Annotated in this window: 17 protein-coding genes; 10 read left to right on the forward strand and 7 right to left on the reverse strand. The window is 57.2% G+C overall.

The genetic code is table 11. The features are described from left to right. Together B4589_RS16970 and B4589_RS16975 are read right to left on the reverse strand one after the other, a co-directional pair. Positions 1-306, reverse strand: a complete 306-nt coding sequence (locus B4589_RS16970; RefSeq protein ID WP_079235360.1) for a hypothetical protein — start codon at positions 304-306, stop codon at positions 1-3. A 2-nt stretch (positions 307-308) separates the two neighbouring features. Beyond that, entirely contained in the window at positions 309-1,148 is an 840-nt protein-coding gene (locus tag B4589_RS16975) for a hypothetical protein (RefSeq protein WP_079235359.1), read from the reverse strand. Between the two features lie 449 nt (positions 1,149-1,597). Between B4589_RS16975 and B4589_RS16980 the strand changes: the two genes are divergently transcribed. Next, positions 1,598-2,413, forward strand: coding sequence for a hypothetical protein (locus B4589_RS16980; protein WP_079235358.1), 816 nt, complete (start codon positions 1,598-1,600; stop codon positions 2,411-2,413). 106 nt (positions 2,414-2,519) lie between these two features. On the opposite strand, the gene B4589_RS16985 is transcribed toward B4589_RS16980, so the two are convergent. The 3 genes from B4589_RS16985 to B4589_RS16995 all read right to left on the reverse strand — a co-directional run bounded on the left by B4589_RS16985 (position 2,520) and on the right by B4589_RS16995 (position 5,051). Continuing rightward, the gene (locus B4589_RS16985) at positions 2,520-3,206 is read right to left on the reverse strand and encodes a hypothetical protein (RefSeq protein ID WP_079235357.1); all 687 of its coding nucleotides are present in this window, start codon (positions 3,204-3,206) and stop codon (positions 2,520-2,522) included. Positions 3,207-3,210: 4 nt separating this feature from the next. Continuing rightward, positions 3,211-3,885: a helix-turn-helix domain-containing protein gene (locus B4589_RS16990; RefSeq protein WP_079235484.1), complete on the reverse strand. Its 675-nt coding sequence runs from the start codon at positions 3,883-3,885 to the stop codon at positions 3,211-3,213. A gap of 137 nt (positions 3,886-4,022) precedes the next feature. Further along, on the reverse strand, positions 4,023-5,051 hold the full coding sequence (locus tag B4589_RS16995) for a Cdc6/Cdc18 family protein (RefSeq protein ID WP_079235356.1): 1,029 nt from the start codon (positions 5,049-5,051) through the stop codon (positions 4,023-4,025). 458 nt (positions 5,052-5,509) lie between these two features. Between B4589_RS16995 and B4589_RS17000 the strand changes: the two genes are divergently transcribed. Next, a complete protein-coding gene (locus tag B4589_RS17000) occupies positions 5,510-6,481 on the forward strand; it encodes a hypothetical protein (protein WP_176330573.1) in 972 nt (323 codons plus the stop codon). 6 nt (positions 6,482-6,487) lie between these two features. Here the strand turns inward: B4589_RS17000 and B4589_RS17005 are convergent, their stop codons facing one another. Further along, positions 6,488-8,254 (reverse strand): DUF262 domain-containing protein, encoded by a 1,767-nt coding sequence (locus tag B4589_RS17005; protein WP_079235355.1) that lies wholly within the window; start codon positions 8,252-8,254, stop codon positions 6,488-6,490. A 102-nt stretch (positions 8,255-8,356) separates the two neighbouring features. Here B4589_RS17005 and B4589_RS17010 point away from each other — a divergent pair, with 102 nt between their 5' ends. From B4589_RS17010 to B4589_RS17030, 5 genes are all read left to right on the forward strand, one after another. Further along, positions 8,357-8,581, forward strand: coding sequence for a hypothetical protein (locus B4589_RS17010; protein ID WP_079235354.1), 225 nt, complete (start codon positions 8,357-8,359; stop codon positions 8,579-8,581). 91 nt (positions 8,582-8,672) lie between these two features. After that, a complete protein-coding gene (locus B4589_RS17015) occupies positions 8,673-8,864 on the forward strand; it encodes a hypothetical protein (RefSeq protein WP_079235353.1) in 192 nt (63 codons plus the stop codon). 3 nt (positions 8,865-8,867) lie between these two features. Beyond that, complete coding sequence (locus B4589_RS17020) at positions 8,868-13,034, forward strand: Eco57I restriction-modification methylase domain-containing protein (RefSeq protein ID WP_079235352.1); 4,167 nt, start codon at positions 8,868-8,870, stop codon at positions 13,032-13,034. Next, the gene (locus B4589_RS17025; protein WP_079235351.1) at positions 13,027-15,993 is read left to right on the forward strand and encodes a DEAD/DEAH box helicase; all 2,967 of its coding nucleotides are present in this window, start codon (positions 13,027-13,029) and stop codon (positions 15,991-15,993) included. Before B4589_RS17020 ends, B4589_RS17025 begins: the two co-directional genes overlap by 8 nt. Continuing rightward, complete coding sequence (locus B4589_RS17030; protein WP_079235350.1) at positions 15,994-16,542, forward strand: TATA-box-binding protein; 549 nt, start codon at positions 15,994-15,996, stop codon at positions 16,540-16,542. Between the two features lie 97 nt (positions 16,543-16,639). Here the strand turns inward: B4589_RS17030 and B4589_RS17035 are convergent, their stop codons facing one another. Next, positions 16,640-19,057: a DUF262 domain-containing protein gene (locus tag B4589_RS17035; protein ID WP_079235349.1), complete on the reverse strand. Its 2,418-nt coding sequence runs from the start codon at positions 19,055-19,057 to the stop codon at positions 16,640-16,642. Between the two features lie 73 nt (positions 19,058-19,130). On the opposite strand from B4589_RS17035, the gene B4589_RS17040 reads away from it, so the two are divergent. From B4589_RS17040 to B4589_RS17050, 3 genes are read left to right on the forward strand one after another with little or no spacing between them, the layout of a single operon-like run. Then, entirely contained in the window at positions 19,131-19,820 is a 690-nt protein-coding gene (locus B4589_RS17040; RefSeq protein WP_079235348.1) for a hypothetical protein, read from the forward strand. A 24-nt stretch (positions 19,821-19,844) separates the two neighbouring features. After that, complete coding sequence (locus B4589_RS17045; RefSeq protein WP_255246182.1) at positions 19,845-21,398, forward strand: HEPN domain-containing protein; 1,554 nt, start codon at positions 19,845-19,847, stop codon at positions 21,396-21,398. A gap of 44 nt (positions 21,399-21,442) precedes the next feature. Next, on the forward strand, positions 21,443-22,255 hold the full coding sequence (locus B4589_RS17050) for a hypothetical protein (protein ID WP_079235346.1): 813 nt from the start codon (positions 21,443-21,445) through the stop codon (positions 22,253-22,255). Positions 22,256-22,391 lie beyond the last annotated feature (136 nt).

Consider the following 22,391-nt stretch of genomic DNA (forward strand, 5'->3'; position numbering starts at 1 on the left):
TCACGGGTTCGAGTCCGGTGGGGCACTCTCTTGATCATCGCGTGCTGCGACCGCGGCTTCGAGCTCCTCGAGGCGTTCCTCGTGGTCGTCGAGGCGGGCCTCCTGTTCGAGATCGATGCTGAGCAGCGCCGGCAGCAACGGGTTCTGGTGGTTCAACAGCCCACTCGCGTCGGCGTGCTTGCGGGCGTACTCGAACAGCCGGTCGAAGCGCGGCTGGTCGCGATGCCGCAGTGCCCGGCGGAACTCCGCCCAGCGCTCTTCGATGGCCCGGAGCGCATCTCGGTAGGTTGGGTTCGTACGCCCCATCGCTATCGGCCTCCTGTACCACTCGCCGTCCACGCATCGAGCAGGGGATCCGCGGTGGCCGCCACCGTCTCACCGTCAGCGGTGACCCCTGTCCCGACACCCTCCGGGGTCTGCGTCGACGGCGTCGGCGTTGTCGGTTCCACGCCGACTTGCGTGGCGCGTGCCGCGAGCAGCTGCCGCCAGTACGCGAACGTCGTCTGGTAGTACGCGCCGTCGTCGACGGGATAGACGAGCGTCTCGAAGTCTTTGCCGACGACCCGTGGCCCCATCCGGGTTTGCTCGCACTCCAGGTGGTGGTCGGCGACCGTCGCGACTGGCTCGGTGAATTCGTTTCGTTCGTTTCGCGTAACGAGCACCGGGATGTCGTACCCCTCGGCGTAGGTCGCCAACCGGGCGAGAGTTCGGGCCTGAAGGGTTTTCGCGTGGGTCTCGCCGAGGGTATCGTCGGCGCGGTACTGGGCGTCGACGGCCGGCACGACGATGAGGGCAGGTGTGTGGGGCGACGTGTCCTCGTCACGACTCGGTTCCCCTCGACCGGCCCTCCCGGCGTCAGTGGTGGACATCTGGATCGACTTGTTCACTGCCGTCGGGAGATCACAGACGGCGCCGTAGTGCTGGTAGGCGGTAAATCCGCGTGCCACGTGGATTCGGTTGAGCAGCCGTTGATTGGGGGCTATCTGAGCGAGTGTGGTCGTCGTCGCGTGTCCGTTTGCGTCGACCCAAAAGGCGGGCCCGTCGTGTAGGAGGAGGTGGTCGAGCACGAGCGACTGTAGAATCGGGACGCCGCGGCCTCCCTCGACGTCGAGCAGCGTGATGCCGTCGTCGAGCTGTGGCAGCAGCATCTTGTTCGTAGCCGGGTCGGCCTGGTCAGCGAGGGACTGATTGCGGTCAGCGCCCCGAGTTGGCTGGTCCACCGCCAATCGGTTCGACGTTGAATGTTCTCCCATACCCGACTAGAGGTCTACGTTCCCGATAAGCCGCGGCGTGGTGCTTCCGCGTTTCAAGGAAACCATGGGCCACGGGATGACCTATGCGCACTGCCTGGGTTTCCGCGAATATTGGACTGCTTCCGGGAACGTTTCCAGAATCACGCTCAACCTGGGATAGCTATTTAACCAACAAAATGATTTATCGTGGGATTTGTTGGTTAACAGTAGTTGCTAGCGCGGTTTCTTTATTCAGAACAGCGCTGAAACTGAGGCGGCTGAATCGGTAAGTGAGGTTGCGAAAATACCAACGCCACCGCCGAGTTCAATATCTCGTGATACAAAGTATTGTCAGATAATGGAATATGAGTGACTGGAGTGACCGTCTGGACGCTGGGACGAAGCTCTTGCACCAACAGGCAGTTCGAATTTCGCTGCCAGACGTGCAAGCAGAACGCTCCCTCCACAAGAATATGGAGAGAATTGCAGCCGCTGGCGAGCGAAAAAGCAAGTTACTCGACGACCCAGATGTCCCGTTAACGGAGGTATACGAGGACGAACTGGCCGATATGAGACAGAGCTTCAAGCATCGATTACAACAGATTGCTGGCGAAGACTACTACGACGTCGCAACCGCGTACCTCGACGGTGAGCGCGACGACTGGATCGGCGCACTCGCAGCGTACTATCTGGAGTGCTACTATCGGCTCCAGGAACGCTACACGGTCGACGAACAGATCTTCTGCTTGGTGATTCTTCGATATCCAGACTGTTTCACGGTGAATCTCAGCTTTCTCACCGGCGACATCAGCTCTGATGCAGTCCGGTACGAGTCCGCCAAACACGTGGAGGCAGATTTCGACGATCACCACCGAGAACAGTACTACGCAGACTGCCAGTACTCCCAGCACAAGGCTTCAGAATACCTTCGTGAGCGCGTCACCTGTATTCGAGACGCGTTCCCGGACCCGGAAACCACTCCGCGTGAGCAACGCCAATATGGCGGATTCGTACACATTACTGGGCGGGATGGTACAACCTTCGCAGAGGTTCTGGATTCACTCACTCCAAATCCAGACCGGTTCGATGACGAGACCTCGTCTCCGGGCCTCGTTGCAGAAGGACCAGAGACTAGCCGAGCGAAGGAGAACTATGTTCCGAACCATGACGTCGCACTCTAGTATCCGACTTCGTCACGTGTAGCAGTCAGTCGTTCGGCTGTACTGACCGCGCGTTTCACCTTATCCACTGAATAAAGAAACCGTATTGGAAACTACTGTTAATATTTCACAGCCGATTTCGCTGCTCAGACAGGAACGAAGCCAGGTCGTCCACAGCGTCTGCTGGCAGTTCCTCTTGCCGAAAGACACCCTTGAATGAGTCTTCGAACCCATCCTCTTCGAGTCGATTCAGGACCATCTCGATCTGTCTATCGAGCTTCTCTGGGTCGCCACGGTGGACGTGTCGCTCGATGCGGTCGAAATCCGCACGCAAGCTAATCACGACGAGGTCACGGGTATCGGCCTTTCGCCCGCTGTGGAGTTTCATCGCGAACAGCAGGGCCGGTTCCGGGATTCGCCCGTTGAGGCCTTCGGCGACGTCGAGTGCTTCGATCGTACTGTGTTCATGGAGATAGCGGTATGACCACTCTGCGTCTGTCTGTCGACATCCCATCGCATCCACAAGTGCCTCGAACTTGACGGCGTTCGCTCCGACCTCCTTTGTGTACTGAATCATTCGCCCGTCGTACTCGTTCGAGACGTCCTGCTCGAACTGTTTCTCGTATCCGAGGTCACGAAGGAGGATATCGTAGTCGTCGAGTGCAGTGTCCGGAATCACGGTGTCGATATCCGTCGTGAACCGTGTTTGGAACGCGGACACTGCCCAACCGCCAACGAGAACATATGGTAGTTCGGCATCCTGGACCGCGCGATGCGTGTCAATCAGCTCAGATTGTCGCTCGGGAAGACTCATTCCATCATCTCTGTTCGTTCGCACTCATCGTACTGTGATGTGATGCATCGATGTCCCTGTCGTACTCGTTGGCGATGATCTCCAAGGCGGGCTCGTACGCTGGCCGATTCTCCATCATCTGGCTGACGGTCTCGTCCAACGGGATGACGGGGTTGCCGTCGACCCACTCGGCGTCGATATCGCCGGTCTTGGGGAACAACACGTAGTGAACGTTCCCGTCGATGTCGCTGGCGTTCGGGCGCTCGTTGATTGTCGTGTCGACGCCAAACTGCTGGAAGAACGCAATCCACCGTTCGACGTCACGGTCATGCACGTCGATGAACACCGGATAGTCGTCGTGGCTCCGCGCAATCTGGAAGCCGCCGTGTGTCCAGACGTATGCCGCGTCAATTTCTGTGTACGCGAACTCCATTCCGGCGAAGTGTGGAATGACGTACGCATCTTTCTGAGAGACGGTATCGCGGCTGTACAACGCAGCCATCATCTCGGCGTACTGCTGGCGCATCTCGTGATCAACGATCTGAATTCCATTATCGGTATTAGCGATAACTTCTGCGTCATCTAACCGCTCAATCCAGTCGTACACCCATGAGTACGAGACGTCGATCTTGCTCGCGATACGGTTGATAGAATCGCCACGCTGGACTGCTAACACAATTTTCGCAGCGGTGGCGTCCATTAACTCGTTCATTATTGAAATCGCCTCCTGATCGCGCTGTCGCTTTCCGCTTCTAGATATCTCTATCGAGATACCAATACATAGAACTTCCGCCTAAATCGGCTACCTGCGGGACGTGCGTACGCGACCCTTCCCGATTACTGCATCGGCGATGCAGCTGCCGAGTCAACGAGCGAGTACTCTCGGTCTCGACTTGTTCCCTCCGCCTCGACGAGGTTGTATTGCTCCATTTTCGAGAGGTACGTCCGGACGGTCCGTTTCGTCCGGGGATCATCGACCTCCTCTGTGTAGCGGTCGTGAATCTCGCTTGGTCCGAGCGGACCGTGCTCACGAACGATGTCGTAGACAGCCCGCTGATGGGGCGTGAGCGAATCGAGACTTCGCTGTTTAATCTGAGCACGGGCGTCGTCAGCCGAGTCGCGGAGGATGTCGTCAGTAATCTGTTCTTGATTTTCGCGGTCGGCCGTGCTGGCTGCCGTCCGGAGGATGCCGATTGCGAGACGGGCGTCGCCGGCGGCCGCGTCGGCGATTCGGTAAAGCTGGTCGTCGGTGATGACGTCCTCGTCAAGGCCCCACTTTGCCCGAGCACGCAGAATGTCGTACAGCTGCTCGTCGTGGTACTTGTCCATCCGGACGTGTTCGCTGGAGCGCAGCCGGCTCACGAGGCGGTCGTCGACGCGGCTGAACAGCTCCTCTTCCTTGTTCGCGATGCAGATGATCGCGAACTGCGGGAGGCTGTGGAGGTCGTAAATGACGCTGGGGTCCTCCAGCTGGTCGACCTCGTCGAGAATGACGACGGTCCGCGGGCCGTCATGCTGCTGGAGGCGGTCGACGAGTTCGTCATGCGGCGTCGACTGCCGGTGGATGTCGATGGTCGCGCCGAGGTCGTCGAGGATCTGGTAGAGCGTGCGGAACCGCGTGTAGTTGCGCCAGCAGTTGACGTAGGTAGTCTCGACATCGAGGACCTCTTCCCGGAGTCGTTCGGTGACGAACTTCGAGATGCAGGTCTTGCCGGCGCCGCTGGGTCCAGTGACGATGGCCGTGTCGGCGGGTTCACCGTTCGTGATGGGCTCGAGAACGCTAGAGAGGTGGTTGACTTCGGCGTCGCGATGCTCAACTTCCCGAGGAACGAACCCGGCACGGAGAACACGAGCATCGCGGATCATCTGTCTCTATCAGACTGATTTCGGGTCAGGTTACAAAAGCCTGACCGGGTTATTTCCGGAAACTTCTCTGAAAGTCCCATCTTGAGTATCCAAAACCTACGCTGTATCCCGATTTGTGTTTGCGGAAAGTCGAGGTTTCCGGAAACTTCCGGGGAACTCATCTCCCACTACTGGTTTGACACTATGTAGGTGATTTCCCTTCGATCCCCGAACGACAGGAAGCCGAAGAAATGGTCATTATGATCGAGTGACAACGAAGTTCAATACACACATCGACTCCGATGCCATATCTTGGAGTTCTAAACGGAACACGGGTAATCCCACCACAAGTAGCCGACGGCACGACCGTTACTTGTCCTGCGTGTGACCAACCGATGGCCGTTGTACGGTCTCATGAACGAGGTTCTGCTTTCATCTCTCGTCATTTTCGGCACCACGAACAGGAGGGTCGTTCTGAGATGGGCCAAACTGCAGGTCAGGCAACCTTTGCTGATCTTGTAGATGTTGGCGAGTGCCCTGGTGAATCGGACGAGCATATGAAAATGAAGTCGATTGCGTATGCTCGACTGGAACACGATTTCCCGGATGCGACAGTTGAGCTGGAATCCGGTATCGACGGCCGAATTACGGATGTCTTGCTCACATTCGACACTCCCCGAGAGCCCTATGGAAAAGGTATCGCGATTGAGGCTCAGTATCGGAATCAGGGCAAAGATATTGAGGCAGTTACTGACCACTATCTACAGCGTGACTATAGCGTTGCGTGGCTCGATGAGGACGATTTCTCAGAGTACGATGTTGATCTCTCCGGAATACTGTCCGTCTGGCCCTATGCGCTTCCGTCGCGGTCTAATATGGAGGGGTACCCGGAAGTTATCAGATGGCTCTGGCAAGAGAAATCGCCCTCTGTTTCGGTAGAGATCCCTATACCCGGAGAGTATTGGGCTTCGTTCGATAAGTCGGATGAATGGGTGACTGTCGGTCAACAAGATCTCCGCCGGAAGGGACGCGCTTGGGCGACTGTTTCTCGCTCACCAACGGGTCAGCTTACTCTTCAGCTCGGAAAGAAGGACTGGGGCTGGGATAGCGATACCCACCGTGTCACCGTTCAACTTGAAGATTCGGATACCCAGGAACTCCGATCATTCACTGATAACTTGGAACGGCTAGCGTTTGGACCAGATCGCCCGAGTGAGGAAGATCGTGAACGCCCTTGGCATGATTTGACGACCGCTTGGTTCGCTGGCTCTCCTCGTGTTACCTCTTGGCTCTCAGCTTCCCTCTCCCCCGATGACGACGTAGTCCTCTCGTTAGGAAAGAAACATCCCAAGGAGACTGACCGAGTTAGTGTCCAGATCGACGAAACTGCGACTCAGGCTCTAAATGACCTCACTGATCTCCTTGAGAGGGCTTTCGAATTGGAAGCTTGATTGCGGTCAGAACGGTTGGTTCTCGAGGATGTGTTCCATAATGAGTTGCTCCCGAGCATCAACGAATTCCTCAAAGGTCATTTCCTTGGCGCCCTCTGGGATATGGTGAGTCTGCTTGTAGTCGTCCGTTCGGGAGTTCATCCAGTCCTCGAAGTCGTCATCGGATTTCATCTTGTTCGTCTTGTCAATCAGCAGCTGGAGGTTCCCTACTCGGTCGGCGTCTGCCTCCTCCGGGAGGACCGATTTCGGGATAATGTGGTCGATATCGTAGTCCTTGCCCCGGGCCGGTTCATCGGGATAGTGCGACAGCTGGAGGAGGAACTCGATGTCGCGTTTGCCGTATTGGAGTTCCTCGAACAGCGTGGTCAGCTTTTCTTCGGTGAAACGGAGAGAGGTCCCGTAACTGGACGCCACTTCATCACTGATCCGCTCAAGTGGGAACTCCGAGCTCTCTTCTTCGCGGATAACGTCCCGGACGAGTTCGGCGATCTGGTTCGATGATTGGCTCGTGAACCCGTTGAGTCGAGCCGCACAGATGTAGTAGAGAATGTCTCGGCGCCGGCCGCGACCCTTGATGGAAGTCGAATCGAGTGAGGGGTTCTCGTTCTGGTAGAGGTAGTAGGCGATCGGCGTGTAGAGGGCGGGACTGAGGATGTAGGTCACCGTTGGATAGTAGCTGTTCAGGAGTTCCGCGAGTTGCTCCATCGTGTTCGGGAACGTATCTGAAAGCCAGATCTCCTTTAGATTCCGCAGCAAGTCAAGTGTGTAGTTGTCGAACCGATACTGGATCTCGTTGCCGTTGATCGCGAGCAGTACCTTCTGGACGTGCTTTGTAGCAAAAGGAGCGTTCCCACCGTCGATGATCCCGTTCAGTTCGTCGACCATCGAGTGAACCTCGTCACGGGCGTTGATTTCCGGCGGCTCCTGTTGCCAGCTACTGGTCATCAAGGAGAGGAGGATTTCGGCCCGATTCGGCGTCACACCTCCTTGATTGATCCGAACGAAGACGTCGCGGACACGGGTGATGTCGTTCTCGTCTTCGGTGAAGAAGTGGAGCTTCTCGTCCTTGTGGACCGCTCGATAGAGGTCCTCGAAATTACGCTGAGCGTTGAGAATCAGACTATCTGAATTCTCTACCTCGGGGTGTTCTCCGATTAGCTCTTGAATTTCGCTCTCGATCTCTTGGCGTTCTGCATAGAAATCGTCGTTGTCCGAGATGGACATAATCCGGTTGACCGGATACCAATAGGCATTCGCAGTCGCCGACTGCTCGGATCGGAAGGAGAAATCGTACTTATTGCCGAGTTCCGAGTCCGCTGTCTGCGGGTCCGAGAGGAGGTTGAGATAGAGGCGTTTCTGGACCCACGAGCTGGCCTTGTTTCGGGGATGATTGTGTTTCCGCTCGTAGAAGGAGCCGGTGAGGCCGATATTGAGCGCGGTTAGCCGCTGCTGGCCGTCGAGAACCAGCTTTACTGGTGAAGGGAGTGGATCTTCGGAATTGTGCGGGGGGTTGCGATGGGTCGGGGTTGTGAGTGATTGCGGAAAGTTTGGTTCGTCGACGTAGTGGGTGACGAAGCGATATTTGGGCTGAGCTTGGGCTTCCTCCGCGGAGAGATTCCACTGGAGGAGCGCTCCGATTGGATAGTCTCTCAGGAGTGAATCGAATAGATCGACGATATCGCTGGTTTCCCAGACGAATTCGCGCTGAATCGCAGGCAAGAGATATGAGTAATTGATATTTTCTACGACCTCAGCGATCCGCTTGGTTTCCATATCCGATTTTGTTGCGTGCTTGTTTTATATAAGTCTGCTATCCCCTCACCGGCCCATTTATGAATCTATACTCATTTCTTGTACACAACCTTCGGAGTCCTGATGACGAAACGATTCGATACTGGGGACCGCGTTCGAATCGATATTCCGGATGAGACTGATCCGGACCATGATCGTCTTCACGGCTGTCGTGGCACTGTCGTCAATATCATCTCAGACGATGCGGGAGCTGTGACCGATGATGAACGGGAGGGGTATCTCTTTCGCGTTGAATTGGAAGATGGCGAAACTGTCGACGTGCGCTGGCGTGATCTCCGGCCTGTTTGACGTGACTTCGATGCTGCTAATCGTATCAGCCGAGACGGGATAGTCTAAGTAAAGACTATATAATGGCGGTCAGTTGAGCAAAGCATCGCGAATGACTCGAAAGACAATCGCCCGGAATTCAGGCAATTCCGGGCGGGTGAACATCTCGGGTTCTGAGCTCGATATGCTCGAAGCCGGGATCGGCGACGATGTCGACGTCGACGTTGCCGATACGAAGGAAGTCGCTCACGCTATCATCGACAGCAAGGACACGGATCAGTTCCTCATCGTCACTCCACTATAACGTATGCAAACGGCACTCACCTACCGGACGAATCGCGACCTGTTCTCGAACTACTACCTGGATGAGCACCTCCCCGAGACCGAGGCGTGGGACGAGCTTAGCGACGACGAACTCCGCGAGGCGAAAGCGGACATCATGGACCTATGGGAGCGCGAAAAGGGCACGGCTCCCAAGCGTAACGAGTCCCAGCTCGAGGAGAAGTTTATCCGGCCGATGTTCCGGAAGCTGGGCATTCCCTTCGAGGTTGAGGAGAGCACCAGCCGGACCCAACGGCGGCCCGACTACGGCTTCTTCGAGTCCGAGGACGCTGCACGCGGCGCGTTCGAGCGCCGCGAGGAAGGAGGCGATTTCTACAAGGACGCCGTCGCCGTCGCGGACGCCAAGCGCTGGGGTCGTCCGCTCGACACCCGTGGGAGTGGGGAACACGAGCGGGACTTCGAGAACCCGAGCTACCAGATTCACGTCTATCTGCAGGAGACGCCGGCGCGGTGGGCCGTCCTCACTGACGGGAAGAAGTGGCGGCTCTACTACGGCCCGACGAGCCACCGCCTCGACTCCTACTACGAGATCGACTTGCCGACCGTTCTCGAAAAGGGCGATCTTGAGGATTTCAAATACTTCTACCTCTTCTTCAGGCACGGCGCATTCCTCGAGGACTCCAGCGGCGAGTGCTTCCTCGACGAAGTCTACGATGAGTCCAACGTCTTCGCCCAGGAGTTGGGAGAAGACCTCCAGGACAACATCTACGAGGCGATCAAGGTGCTCTCGGAGGGATTCATGCAGTACCCGGACAACGACCTCTCCGAAGAGGATCTCGACCTCATTCACGACAGTTCGCTCATCTACCTCTACCGGCTCATCTTCGTGCTTTACGCAGAGAGTGAGGGTCGTGACCTGCTCGACACGAACAACGAGATCTACGAGGAATCCTACAGTCTGAATACACTCAAGCAGGACGTCGCTGAAGAACTCGACAGCCCGAATCCGAAGTATCGCGATTGGCAGGACAACCTCTGGGACCGACTGGACGAGCTGTTCAAACTCATCGACCAGGGTAGCAAGTCCCGCGGTATCCCGGAGGAGGATCTCTACATCCCGGCGTACAACGGCGGGCTGTTCAGAACTGATCCGGACGAGGACGATAGCGTCGAAGCCCGGTTCCTCGCGAACCACCAGGTCGGGGACGCCTATCTCGCGGAGGTCATCGAACTGCTCACTCGGAGTCAGAACGGCAACGGCGGCGGGAAGATATTTGTCGACTACTCGTCGCTGGACGTCCGCCACCTCGGGAGCATCTACGAGGGGCTTCTCGAGTATCAGCTCGACGTCGCCGACGAACCACTCGGGCTGGAGGACGGTGAGTACGTCCCCGCCGGCGAGGGTGATGAGGTGATCGTTGAGGAGGGCGAGGTCCACCTTACGACTGGCTCTGGCGAGCGGAAATCTACGGGATCGTACTACACGCCGGAATACGTCGTTGAATATATCGTGGAGGAGACGTTGGAGCCGCTGGTCGAAGACATCAGAGAGGATCTCGCAGGGCAGACTGCACATGGCGAGGGGGGCTTTGCCGAAGAGTTCGCCGACCGGATCTTCGAACTCAAGATTCTTGATCCGGCAATGGGGAGTGGTCACTTCCTGACAAGTGCGATCGACTATCTTGCCCGTGAAATAATCGACGCTCAGGAGAAGCAGGCCGCACAGGAAGGCATCGAGACGGTCGATGAGCAGCGGGACATTAATTGGGCGCGCCGGCAGGTCGCCCAGCGGTGTATCTACGGCGTGGATCTGAATCCGCTGGCGGTCGAACTGGCGAAGGTGTCGCTGTGGCTTCGGACACTCGCCGCCGAGCAACCGCTGGCATTCCTCGACCACCATCTCAAGACGGGAAACTCGCTGGTTGGCAGCGACATCGAGACGGTCCTTGACAACGGCGACCCCGACAACGGAACTGAAGAAGGTCAGCTAACCCTGCAAGAATCGTTCGACCGCACGCGCCGGCAGGCCTTAGAGCACGTCACGGACCAGTTCGAGGACCTGCTCGCTATCGACAACGAAACACTAGACGACATCAAGGAGATGGAGGCCGTCTACGATGAAGTGCGCAAAGATCCGCTGTACCAGCACCTCATCGCTATGGCGAACGTCCACACCGCCGGGCAGTTTGGACTAGACGTGCCCGAAGACGCATACGAACGCATGGCCGAGGCCCTTCGGGACGACTCTTGGGCGGACATCGAAGGGCAGGACTGGTACAAGTCGGCGCAGGCGATGGCCGAGGACCAGCGATTCTTCCATTGGGAACTTGAGTTCCCGATTGCGTTCTATGAGCAGGACGGCGAGCGGAAGGAAGACAGTGGGTTCGATGCAGTAATTGGAAATCCACCGTATGTGCGGATGGAAGAATTCAAAGAATTAAAGAACTATCTAAGCCAGGAGTACACGACTCACGCAGCCCGTACTGACCTGTATATTTATTTCATCGAGCGGTCAACTTCGGACCTCCTTCGTGAAGACGGGGAATATGGAGCAATTATTTCCAACAAGTTCCTTCGAGCAAACTACGGTGCTTCTGTCCGCTCGCTGCTTGCGAATGGGACGAACATCCGCGAGATCACGGACTTCGGCGGACTCCCCGTATTCCCAGACGCAACCGTGCGCTCGGCAATCTTGCTAGCCAGAAATACAGAACCAGATGGGACCCCACCTCGCTATGTTCCCGTTGAGTCTCTCGACTTCGACTCGCTGCCTGCTGAGGTGGAACGATCCGGGTTTGAGGCGGACCCTGACGGCGTTCAGGGGGAAGAATGGCGATTAGTGAATAGAAAAGTCTCTGATGTAATTGGTAAATTGGAGAGCAAGGGTAAACCTCTAAAACAAGTCCTCCAAAGTGAGGACATTTGTCGCGGTGTTGTCACTGGTCGTAATGCTGCTTTCTTTATCAACGAGGAGAAACGAGACGAACTAGTCAACCAAGATCCGCAGAGTAGGGAGGTGATTAAGCCGATGATCAGAGGAGAGGATATTGGTCAATATCACATTCAGAAGCAAGGCCGTTATATGCTATATATGCCTCACGGCGTCGATATTGATAGATACCCTGCTGTCGAGGAGCATCTCCGCCAGTACAAGGAGGAACTGGAGGGAAGGGCTACAGAGCAGGCATGGTACGAGTTGCAGCAGCCTCAAGAGGAGTATGTCGAATATTTTGATGGTCCAAAGATACTTTATCCTGAGATAGCGCCAGAGATGCGATTCGCGTACGATGAGGGTCCACTCTACCCGAATAATAAGTGCTTCTTCCTGCCGACAGAACGGTTCTCACTGATGGCTCTCCTCAATAGCACCCTGTCTGCCTTCTATCTACGGCAGATACTCGCCAAGTTAGAGGGTGTCTCTGGCGATGATGTCTACTATGAGTTTAGGCGCCAGTACATGAAGCGACTCCCCGTCTGTGAAGGGATAGACGAGGTTCACGAAGAGACAGGCAAGTCGCTGTCGGAACTGGCTGATAAGATGATGCAACTACGCGACGAGCGACAATCTCTCAATCTCTCGCTCTTGGACTACCTCGGGATCTCGAGCGGTGACCTGCCGAATTCAAAGGCGGGCGAGTCACTGGAGGGTCTGCAGATGCCAGTTGCGGGCGTCGCGGATACGCCGCTGACCGAAACCACAGTGGAGTACGACAGCCTGCGAATCGAGGGCGTATCCTTCAAGGACGATGGCGGGCGTGTGGTGCTGTCGGTAAGCATCAGCTACAAGCCCGACAAGGACGACCCGCGAGAGACCGACAGCTACGGACGACTCGCCGAGTCAGAGTTCGAGCGCTACGATGCGATGGCCTTTGTCGGCTTCTCGGAGGCCGAGGAGACGCTCCTTCGTGAGTTTGTCCCCGTTGCCGTTGAGGAGGGTGGCGGCTTCGCGGGCTTCCGGCAGGGTGCGACTAAGACGAACTCACCGTTAGATCGACTGAAAAACCTGACGCTCCCTGACTTCGACGAGGTTCAAACTGGGCTGGAGCAGTATATTGAGGTGCGTGAGCGTGCCGACGAGCTGGAGGAGAAAATCGAGAAGACCAACCAGCTCATCGATAAAATCGTCTACGACCTCTACGGACTGACCGACGAGGAAATCGAAATCGTCGAATCGGCAGTCCAGGATGACTGACTTCGAGGTCGGCGACCACGTTAAGTTCGCCGGCGGGCGTGGAGAAATCACAAAAATCGAGGAACGGCCCAACGGCGGCCACCTGCTCCACGTCTACACCTCCGAGGGGCAGCTCCGCAAACTCCCTAGTGGCCTCCCTCACATCGAGAAACTCGATTCGCTCGTCGACCGCCTCACAGCAGGCCAGTCCGACGCCCCGCTCCATTACGACCTTCGAGAGCGGGCGATTCGGCTCGATCTCGCCTACAAGTACGACCGATTCCTCTCGCTGACCAGCAACCGCATCGAGATCGAACCGTACCAGGTGCAGGCCGCCTACGAGATCCTCAACTCCTACGACCACCGCTACCTCATCGGCGACGAGGTCGGCCTCGGGAAGACCATCGAAGCCGGCATCGTCATCGAAGAGCTCATCGCTCGCGACCGCGCCGACCGGGTGCTCATCGTCGCGCCGGCGCCGCTGACTATCCAGTGGCAGCAGGAAATGCGCGAGAAGTTCGACCGCAACTTCGTCATCTACGACCGCGAGACGGTCCGTACACACCGGAAGTCCCACCCCAACCAGAACGTCTGGAAGCAAGAGGACCTCATCATCACCTCCATCGACTTCGCGAAGCAGACCACCGACGACCCCGAGTCGGACCGCGTCTCTGTCCTTGATGCCCTCCAGAATCTCGACGAGGAGTGGGACGTCGCGGTCTTCGACGAGGCTCATCACCTTACGGCCAGACGGTCGAGCGACGACTCAATCGAGCGGACACAGCGGTATCAGGTCGGTGAGGCCGTCGCCGACAACTCCGATGCGCTGCTGCTGCTCACCGGGACCCCGCACAAGGGGAAATCAGACCAGTTCTACTTCCTCGTGAGCCTGCTCGACCCGTATCGCTTCAGCCACGAGTCGCAGATCAGTCCTGAGGCGCTTGAGGACCTGATGATCCGCCGGCTGAAGGACGATATGTACGAGACCGACGGGACCCGAATGTTCCCCGAGAAGAACATCGAGGCGCTCCCGGTCGAGATGACTCGCGAGGAACGGAAGCTGTACGACGACGTCACCGAGTACATCCGCGAGTACTACAACCTCGCCCAGCAGGAGGAGAACCAGGCGGCGGGGTTCACGATGGTCATCTACCAGAAGCGGCTGGTCTCGAGTATCTACGCGATCCGGAAGTCCCTCGAAAACCGGATGCGGGCGATTCAGAACGACGCCGTCGCAGAAGACCTCCCTGACGAGGTTCAGGACCTCATTCCGCGGTATAGTACCGAACCCGAGACGCTCACCGACGCAGAACGCGCTCGGGTCGAGGAGGCGCTCGAGACGGTCACGATTACGCTCAACCAGTCGCAAGTCCAGCAGGAACTGGACCGCGTGAAACAGCTCTGGCAGCAGGCCAAGAACATCGAGACGGACTCGAAGGCCCGATTGCTTCGGCAGTTCGTCGACCGCATACTCTCAGAGGACCCCGACGAGAAAATCCTGATTTTCACCGAGTACACGGACACGCTGGAGTATCTACGTGACGAGGTCTTCGCTGACCACGACGTCGCCCAGGTGTACGGCGACCTCGAGCAGTCCCGTCGACGGGAAGAGATGAGCAAATTCGAGGAGGAAGCCAACCTGATGCTCGCGACCGACGCCGCCCAGGAGGGGCTCAACCTCCAGTTCGCCCACATCATGGTGAACTACGACCTCCCGTGGAATCCCATCCGCATCGACCAGCGGATGGGGCGGCTCCACCGCTACGGCCAGGAGCACACGGTCGAAATTCGGAATCTCTTCTTCGCCGATACCCGCGAGAGCGAGATCCTCAACCTGCTCATCGAGAAGACGAACCAGATCGAGTCGGACCTCGGGATGCGCTCTGATGTCCTCGGTCGCGTCCTCGAGGACGTCGACTTGGACGAGACGATTATGGCGGCCATCGCTGAAGGCGAGCCGACCGAACGTGTCGTCGCCGATATCGAGGCGACCATCGAGGAGAAACGCGAAGCGATTCAGACCGTCGAAAACGAGTTCCTGATTCGCGACCGCTTCGACCTCTCCGGCGAGGACGATGAGATTCTCGATGTGATCGAACGCAGTCAACACGGCGAGGTGTCGGAGGACGACATCGAGACGCTTGTGCGAGTGTTCTTCGACGAATTCGGCGGCTCTATCAAAGGTGTTCGACCGGGGCCAGCCCGGATGGAAGGGGACGTGTTCCAGTTGGATGTCCCTGAGGTCCTGAGTGGAAACCAGGTGGCACGACAGTATCCACGCGCCACGTTCACCAAGGATATCGCGATGGAGGAGGATGATGTCGAGTTCATCTCGCTTGACCATCCTCTCGTCGAGTCGCTCATCGAATTCTGCCTGGACAGCGACCGCATCCAGGGCGAAATTGCGACGAAGGTCGCTGCGACGGCGTCTCGAACCCCTGGCATCCTGTTCAATTACCGCCTTGGCTACGTCTCCGGTGCCGGCGACGTGGTGACTGAGAAGTTCGTTCGCCTCTATGCTCGCCCAGATGGCAGTGTAACGACGGATGTTCCTGAACTCTCGAAGACGGTCGCTCCCAGTGACGTCTCGTTGTCGCACGAGGTTGATCGGCTTTCGAGTATGGCGGAGGACCTCTACGAGGCTGCAGAGATGGAAGCATGGACGCACGTTGAGTCGTTCGCCGAGGAGGCCCGAACCGAGCGAGAACGGGAGATCGAAATCAAACGCGAGCACGCCGAGCGATACTTCGAAGAACAAATCGAAGAGTGGGAAGAGCGGCTAGAGCAGTACCAACAGCGGGCTGAGCAGGGTGCGGATATGTCCGCGCCGATTGGAAACGCGAAGCAGAAGCTCGAAAGTCTGCGACGAGAGCGTGAAGAAGAGCTGTCCCGGCTTGAGGAAGAGAAGCACGTCACGCCACAGGAACCAGACCTTGTGACGGCAGCGTTCGTTGTGTCACCGCCGTCCGGAGGGGACTGAATGGTCGAGATCGCGAACACCGTTGGCTCGGGCGACGTCGGTGTCGAACTGGACATTGCGGAAGTCGAGGGAGATCTCCCGGTTCCGTACACTGAATACGATCCCGAGAACTACCACGGTCTCTACGTACGGCTTGTCGAGAATGGGCCACTCATCACCCTCTACCGGAGCGGCAAGTACATCATCAGCGGCTGTTCCAACTTCGAGGAATTACACGAGACAAACCGTGCGTTCCTGCAGACCCTCGCCGGGCTGGACATCATCGATTCATCCATCGAGACCGGGTTTACCGTCCAGAACGTCGTCTGTACGGGAGAGTTGCAGCGATCGGTGAACCTCAATGCGTTGTCGATCGGGCTGGGACTAGAAGCAGTCGAGTACGAACCCGAGCAGTTCCCTGGCCTCATCTATCGGCCGCCGGATTTCCCAGCCGTGCTGTTAGTCTTCGCGAATGGTAACGTCGTCATCACTGGCGCAGCAGATGTAGAAACTGCAGAGGAGGCATTCAATCACCTTCAGACGAAGGTGGAGAGGCTTCTCGACGACTGATCTTACCAAAACCTAGCCAAGGGATACATCCGAATTGTTTGGTAAGATAGGACGAGTGATCTCCAGCCGACGACGTTACAAAAAGAGGTGAGACACCTCAATCAGCGAGAATCGACCGAGTGATCCCGGCGAGATTCGGAGCTTCTAACGATGACCCACAGACGCACTCGTACATCTCTGTGTCATCCTCTCCATCGGAGATGCGAGTGTAGAGCGCCCCACAGGAGCACTGTGGGAGTTCGGTTACCCCATCGGCGCCGGAACTCGGCATATCCGCGTCACCCTGCCGGACGAGTTTCACTCGCGAGGGATCCACGTCGACGCCCTCCGCATACGCCCGTTGTGCATCATCACGGATGGTGAACGCGATGCCCGTCCTCGGATCTGTGGCTGCCTCCTCAGCTGCGTCGGAACTTCCCTGTGCCATCGTAACGACGGCCGCCGATTCGCCACTCCAGTGGTCGAGCGCGAAGGCCACGATATCCCGCGCTCGTGCATCCAGCGCGTCGACGTCCCAGCCCGCTGCCGGAGCTGGAAGGTCATCACCAAGGATCTCCATCTGCGCGTCTTGGTAGATCTCCTCGTACTTCGTCGCATAATCGTCGTTCGACGCTGACGGATTATCCTTCGGCCCGAGGAGCGCGAGATTCCCCAGCCGATTCACGTTCTCCTCGTGATTTTCAAGCTCCGCAACGCTGGTCTCCGGCGTTCGCGGCGCGATGTGCTCGATCGTAAACTCGTCGAGGTCCATCACGCTGGGGAGCATTTTCAGCGACGTATCCGTGTTCTTCTCCTGGCGAAGGTGCTTCTCGTACTCGAACAACAGAAACCGGATCGCACCCTTGTTGCAGAAGCCCGGCCACCCGCGCGTGTCGCTCCCCTGGATGATGTCCGACCGCGTCAGGTACTCGACGAAGTCGTTGTCGGGGCAGTGCCGGCCGATGTAATTGTCGAGATACGCCGTCACCTCGTCGACGGCGACAGCTGGGTTCTCGTAGGGCGGGTCAACGACCGCTTCACCGAACAGGTCCTCGACGAAGCCGTCCTCGAACTCGGAGGCGTAGAGCCGGTGCGCTGCCTCCTTGAACTCGCGGCGTGCGGTCCGTTGCGATCGTTTGGCGACCTGGTAGACGCGAAACGAATAGACCTCACAGAGCGTAGCAATCCGCGCGAACTCCGGGCTGTCAGCATCGTATCGCTCGATGGCTGCGATGATGAGCGGCGCGATATTGGAGAAGTTGATGTTGTGGAGGGACTTGACGCGAGCCTGAACCTGGGGCGAGACGTCGGTTTGCCGGTTGAAGACGTCGAGATAATTCGCTTGGACGTAAGATTTGGAGACGCTCGAGAGCGTGTCGACGTAGTTGTTGACCCACGTCGCGACCTCTTCTGGATCTCGTTCGAGGGGAATATGCCGGGGTGATTCCTTGATACGTCGGTGGATTGGCGTCGGGCCAGATCGGTTCTTGCGGACCTTCTTGTACTCTCCCGTAAAGAGCTCCCAGTGGAACTGAACTAGCTGGTCGATGTCGTCATCGTCGGTGGCGTACTGGGCGACCGTTTCGACGGCGTCGTTGAATCGGCGGGCGACTGCTTCTGAGTCCAACGTGTCGAATTCGCCGGAGACGTAGATCAGGTACGATTTGACCTTGTCGGCAAGGGTGATATCCCGCCCTCGGTCGTTGACAGCCTCGAAGAGCCGACCTGCCTCGTCCGTACTCTCGACCTCTTGGGAGGTGAGTTTGAATTGGGAGGTGAGAACACCCGTATACCGCTTGATGGCCGTATAGTATTCGAGGAGATCCGCTTCCGTAGCCTGCCCCAGGTCTTCATCACCGAGGAAGAGTTCCCGCTTCTCACGGATCCACTTCTGGATGATCACTTTCGCTCTGGCCAGCTTCTTCTCCGGGACAAGCCGCTCGTCATCGCCAAGGATCGTCTGTGGATCACCCTGGTCGATGATGAGTTCAGCATACGCTGCTTCAGTGAGTTCCCCGGGCTCAAGATGGCGGCCCTCCTTCCGGTCGCCAAGCTTGAGATAGTTCTCCGTGTAATTCGTGGCAAGATAGCCAGGAGCGCGAACGACACCTTCCGGGAGATCCTCCTTGCCGAGCCCCGCAGCATCGAATGCATCCGCGATCGCCTCGATCTCCTCCACGATGCAGGCGATGAAGACGTTGGTCGTCGTGAGCCGCTGTTGCCCGTCAATTATGTCGTAAACTGTCCACTCCGACCCCATCATGTCCTGCTTGCCTCTCGCGTTGAGAACCAACGTCCCGAAGTAGTGGTAGACGTCTGAATTCCCGTTCGTGTCGTTGCTGTCCGCATCAGATGAGGCAGTAGTCACGCTACGAGCGTTCGGAGAGCCGTAGCGCCGGCGATAGACGTAGTCAATATCGTTCAGGAGGTCCTCGACCTGCTGCGGTTCCCAAGCGTAGCTTCGCTGATAGAGTGGGACTTGTAATTTTGCGTCCGAGAAGACCTGTGAGACTGTTTTTTGATCCGCCTTCGGCATGTTAGCAGGTGTTTAAATGCCGCCGTAATAAATTCCTGTACCGACGGAGGACCAACGCCCCACCTACGAACGTATGCCAGCAGGTTTCTACGCCGCACTCGCTACTTCGGCAAGCGTCTTTATCGGGATTCTGACCGCCCTCTTAGTCAGTAACCTCTCAAATCTCAAGGCCGAACGCCACTGGATCAACCGCCGGATCGAAGAGATCGACGCCAAGCTTCGCGGCCTCGACAGCGAACAGACCGATATCGAGGACAAGACCCACAATATTGACGAGCCTCGATATGTCGAAAAACCCCGGTTCTCACCGGAACGGGAGTTCTATCGCGAGTCAGAGGGCTCACAGGCGGCGAACGTTCAAGCCGACATCCAGAGCGCCAGACGGCACAATCGAAACCATCGCCGCTGGCTCCAGCTTCGGAGTCGGCGGAAGGCACTCACCGACGAACGACAGCGGCTCGTGAGCCGATACGAAGCCCTTGACCCAGCGAATGTAACAGGAACTCTCAAAGCGAGTGTGATCGCGATTCTCTTGGCGGTCGTTGTGCCTTCGCTTGCGTACCTCCTTCGTGTGTTGGGGATAGCAACCGAGCTCGGACCAGCAGGTGTACGCTCGATAGCTGTGTTCGCAGCGTGGGTATGTGGTCTTGGCTACGTATTCCTACACCTCTATCGAGAAATTACGGAGATTACGGACGAGTCACCCAACCGGTCAGTGGATGATGACACGACGGACGCGGCGGACGAGAATCAGCCGGTCTAACGGTGAACTAAGTGGAAGGGTAGAGTGGTCCCTGATAGAATGCCACCTGAGTGGGGCGCTGATGTGCGCCCGCTAATCAAAGATGGAGTCCAAGCCGTCATCGAACGGCACTCCGACGTGGATGTCAATCCACCAACGCGGACGTTCAATCAGCTGAGTGCTGGCGGGTTTATGCAGAACACCGAGGAAGTCTCGGTTCCAGCTCCCGGTGACCTCTTCGACGACAGGGATCTCTTCGATAATCTCTATGGTGGTGAATTTGCAGAGGCGGCGCAGGTCATCTACGATCAGCTCCCGGATCCTCCCGACGACGATCAGTTATCCGAAGCCAACCGTGTCGAGTCTATCGAACGGGGACTGTTCGAGTTCGTCGGGGTCGTGTTGAACTACGCCGGCGAGTTTCAGTTCGACAAGGATGCCTTTGCAACCGCCTTCGAGGAGCAGTTCGAGCCCCGGTTCACCGATCGAGAATACTCCCGATTTCTGCTCGTTCTGAAGAACACCTCCATCGAGCCAGATATCACGATTGACCTCGAAACGGAGATCCAAGGTAGCCCGGACTATCTGGGACCATACGCCGTTGACACCCTCCGGATTCGTCCCTTAGACCGTCTGGAGGAAGCCGGAATCGCGACGCACGAAGCCCCGGGGACGAGCGTCCTCGAACCAGTCGAGACGCTCGATGCAGGCGGCCCGAACGCAGCGCTAGAAATCGTTCTCCGACGCCGGCGCCCCTTTAGAGAGATCGCTCGCGAAATCGATGGCACCGAAATCACGCCTTGGGAACGTCCCGACTTCGACGTCACACCGGTCGACGTCTATCCCTGGCAGCAGCTGACCGAGGTGATCGAGTATCTCGCGGCGAGCGTTCGTCGGTGTCTGCGGCTTCTCTGCCCGTTGGGAACTGTTGGCTACGAGAAAGGCTACAACGTAGTTCCGGGCTGGGAAACGTACCGTGGGATTGCGGCACCGGTCACTTTCGAGCTCGAATTCGAGTGTCCGAGTTCGACGACAGGAACGCATATCGCCGAAGATCGTGCCCTGGAGATCCCTCGGCTGTGGAGAGATCATCGACGTCGAATCGCACCCGGCCATGACAAGTTTCAGAACCCGCTGGCCCGGTTCGAGCGAATGTTCAGCCGGGAGTCCCTCGAGGATCAATTAGTCGACTGCGTCGTCGGCTGCGAAACAACCGTGCTGAAAGGTGGCTCTCCTGGCGGGAATAAATATCGGCTCGGTGTTCGGACGGCAGTGCTTCTGGGTGAGCAGAATGCTCGCGATTGGTCGTCAAAGCGGATAGGAGAGTTCTTCAGAACACTGTATGACTACCGGAACAAGGTCGTACACGAGGATACAACACTTCCGGACGAACCGACTGGTGGAAACCTGATTTCAGTCGATGACAAGGAATTCGTTGCCAGTACGTTTCTTATCCACGCCCGCGAACTCTATGCAGATCTCATCCTGGAGTACCTTGATCTAGTTGTATCTCAGGATGCGTCCCTCGAGGATGTCAACGAACAGATTGACGACCGGACACTTGAGTACGGCACAGAGATACGCGAACAGCTGTTCTAAATCCGTCCAGAACCAATTTCAACGGCGGCCATATTTCTGCCACTATGACAGAAACGCCGACAGAGAACACCCTTACAGTCAACGCCACGCACCACATGCTCGGAGATCTCGAAGAAAAGTTCACCGGGCCCGCAGCCCTCTCGCCTAATCGGCGGATGGAGAACATCTTGGGGTACGACACGAACCTGCCGTTGCTCAAATCTGTCGTCTTTCAATACAAGCGGCCGTACACCGTCGAATCGGATTCAGACCGCCGGTTCTCGGTGAACCGTGATCAGTGGCGTACACTGACTTCCCTGTACGAGTACAATCAGGCCTTCTTCGTGTTTCCCGAAGTCGTCGACGCGACGAACTTGGAGCATACGCTTTCCCGATCGGTCTTCATCGACGTGTTCGGGATTCGCAAAAACACGTCACTGGTGTACGTCCCGGAGAATGCGTGTTCTGCAGGACGGCCAACCGGTATCAGAGCTAAGATCAACGGCGGTAGACGGTACCCCGTTCCGGATGCGTTGGTGTATGACTGGGAGACGCTCAAAGAATCAGTCAACGCCTGTGAGTATGGGCTGCGCTTCACATCGCAAGGGGAGCAGACGGACGCGTACAGCACGTTCAAGCAACGAGTAAACCGGCTCGTAGAAAGTGATATAGACTGGTTAGTGGACCGCGTTTCATCCGTAGTGGAGCGCCAGCACTCAGGTGACATACGAATTCCTAAGGAACAGCCGGATATCGACCGAGAAGCGCTCAAGAGCTACCTCTTAAGACTCGACGAGGAAGGGACCGATCTATCCACACACGGCATCGGTCGTTCACGACATACGATGCTCGAACGACCGGAAGAACGTACCGACTGAATGGTCCTCAACGCGGTGAGCGCTAACGGTTTGACGCGAGCTAGATGCGCTAGTCGTCGCCGGAGATGGGACTCCACTCACGAAGAGATGAAACAAGTCATCGACATCGAGCAATACTGACGGACTCTGGTTCAAG

The organism is Halolamina sp. CBA1230, from assembly GCF_002025255.2.
In the GTDB taxonomy this organism is placed as follows: Archaea; Halobacteriota; Halobacteria; order Halobacteriales; family Haloferacaceae; genus Halolamina.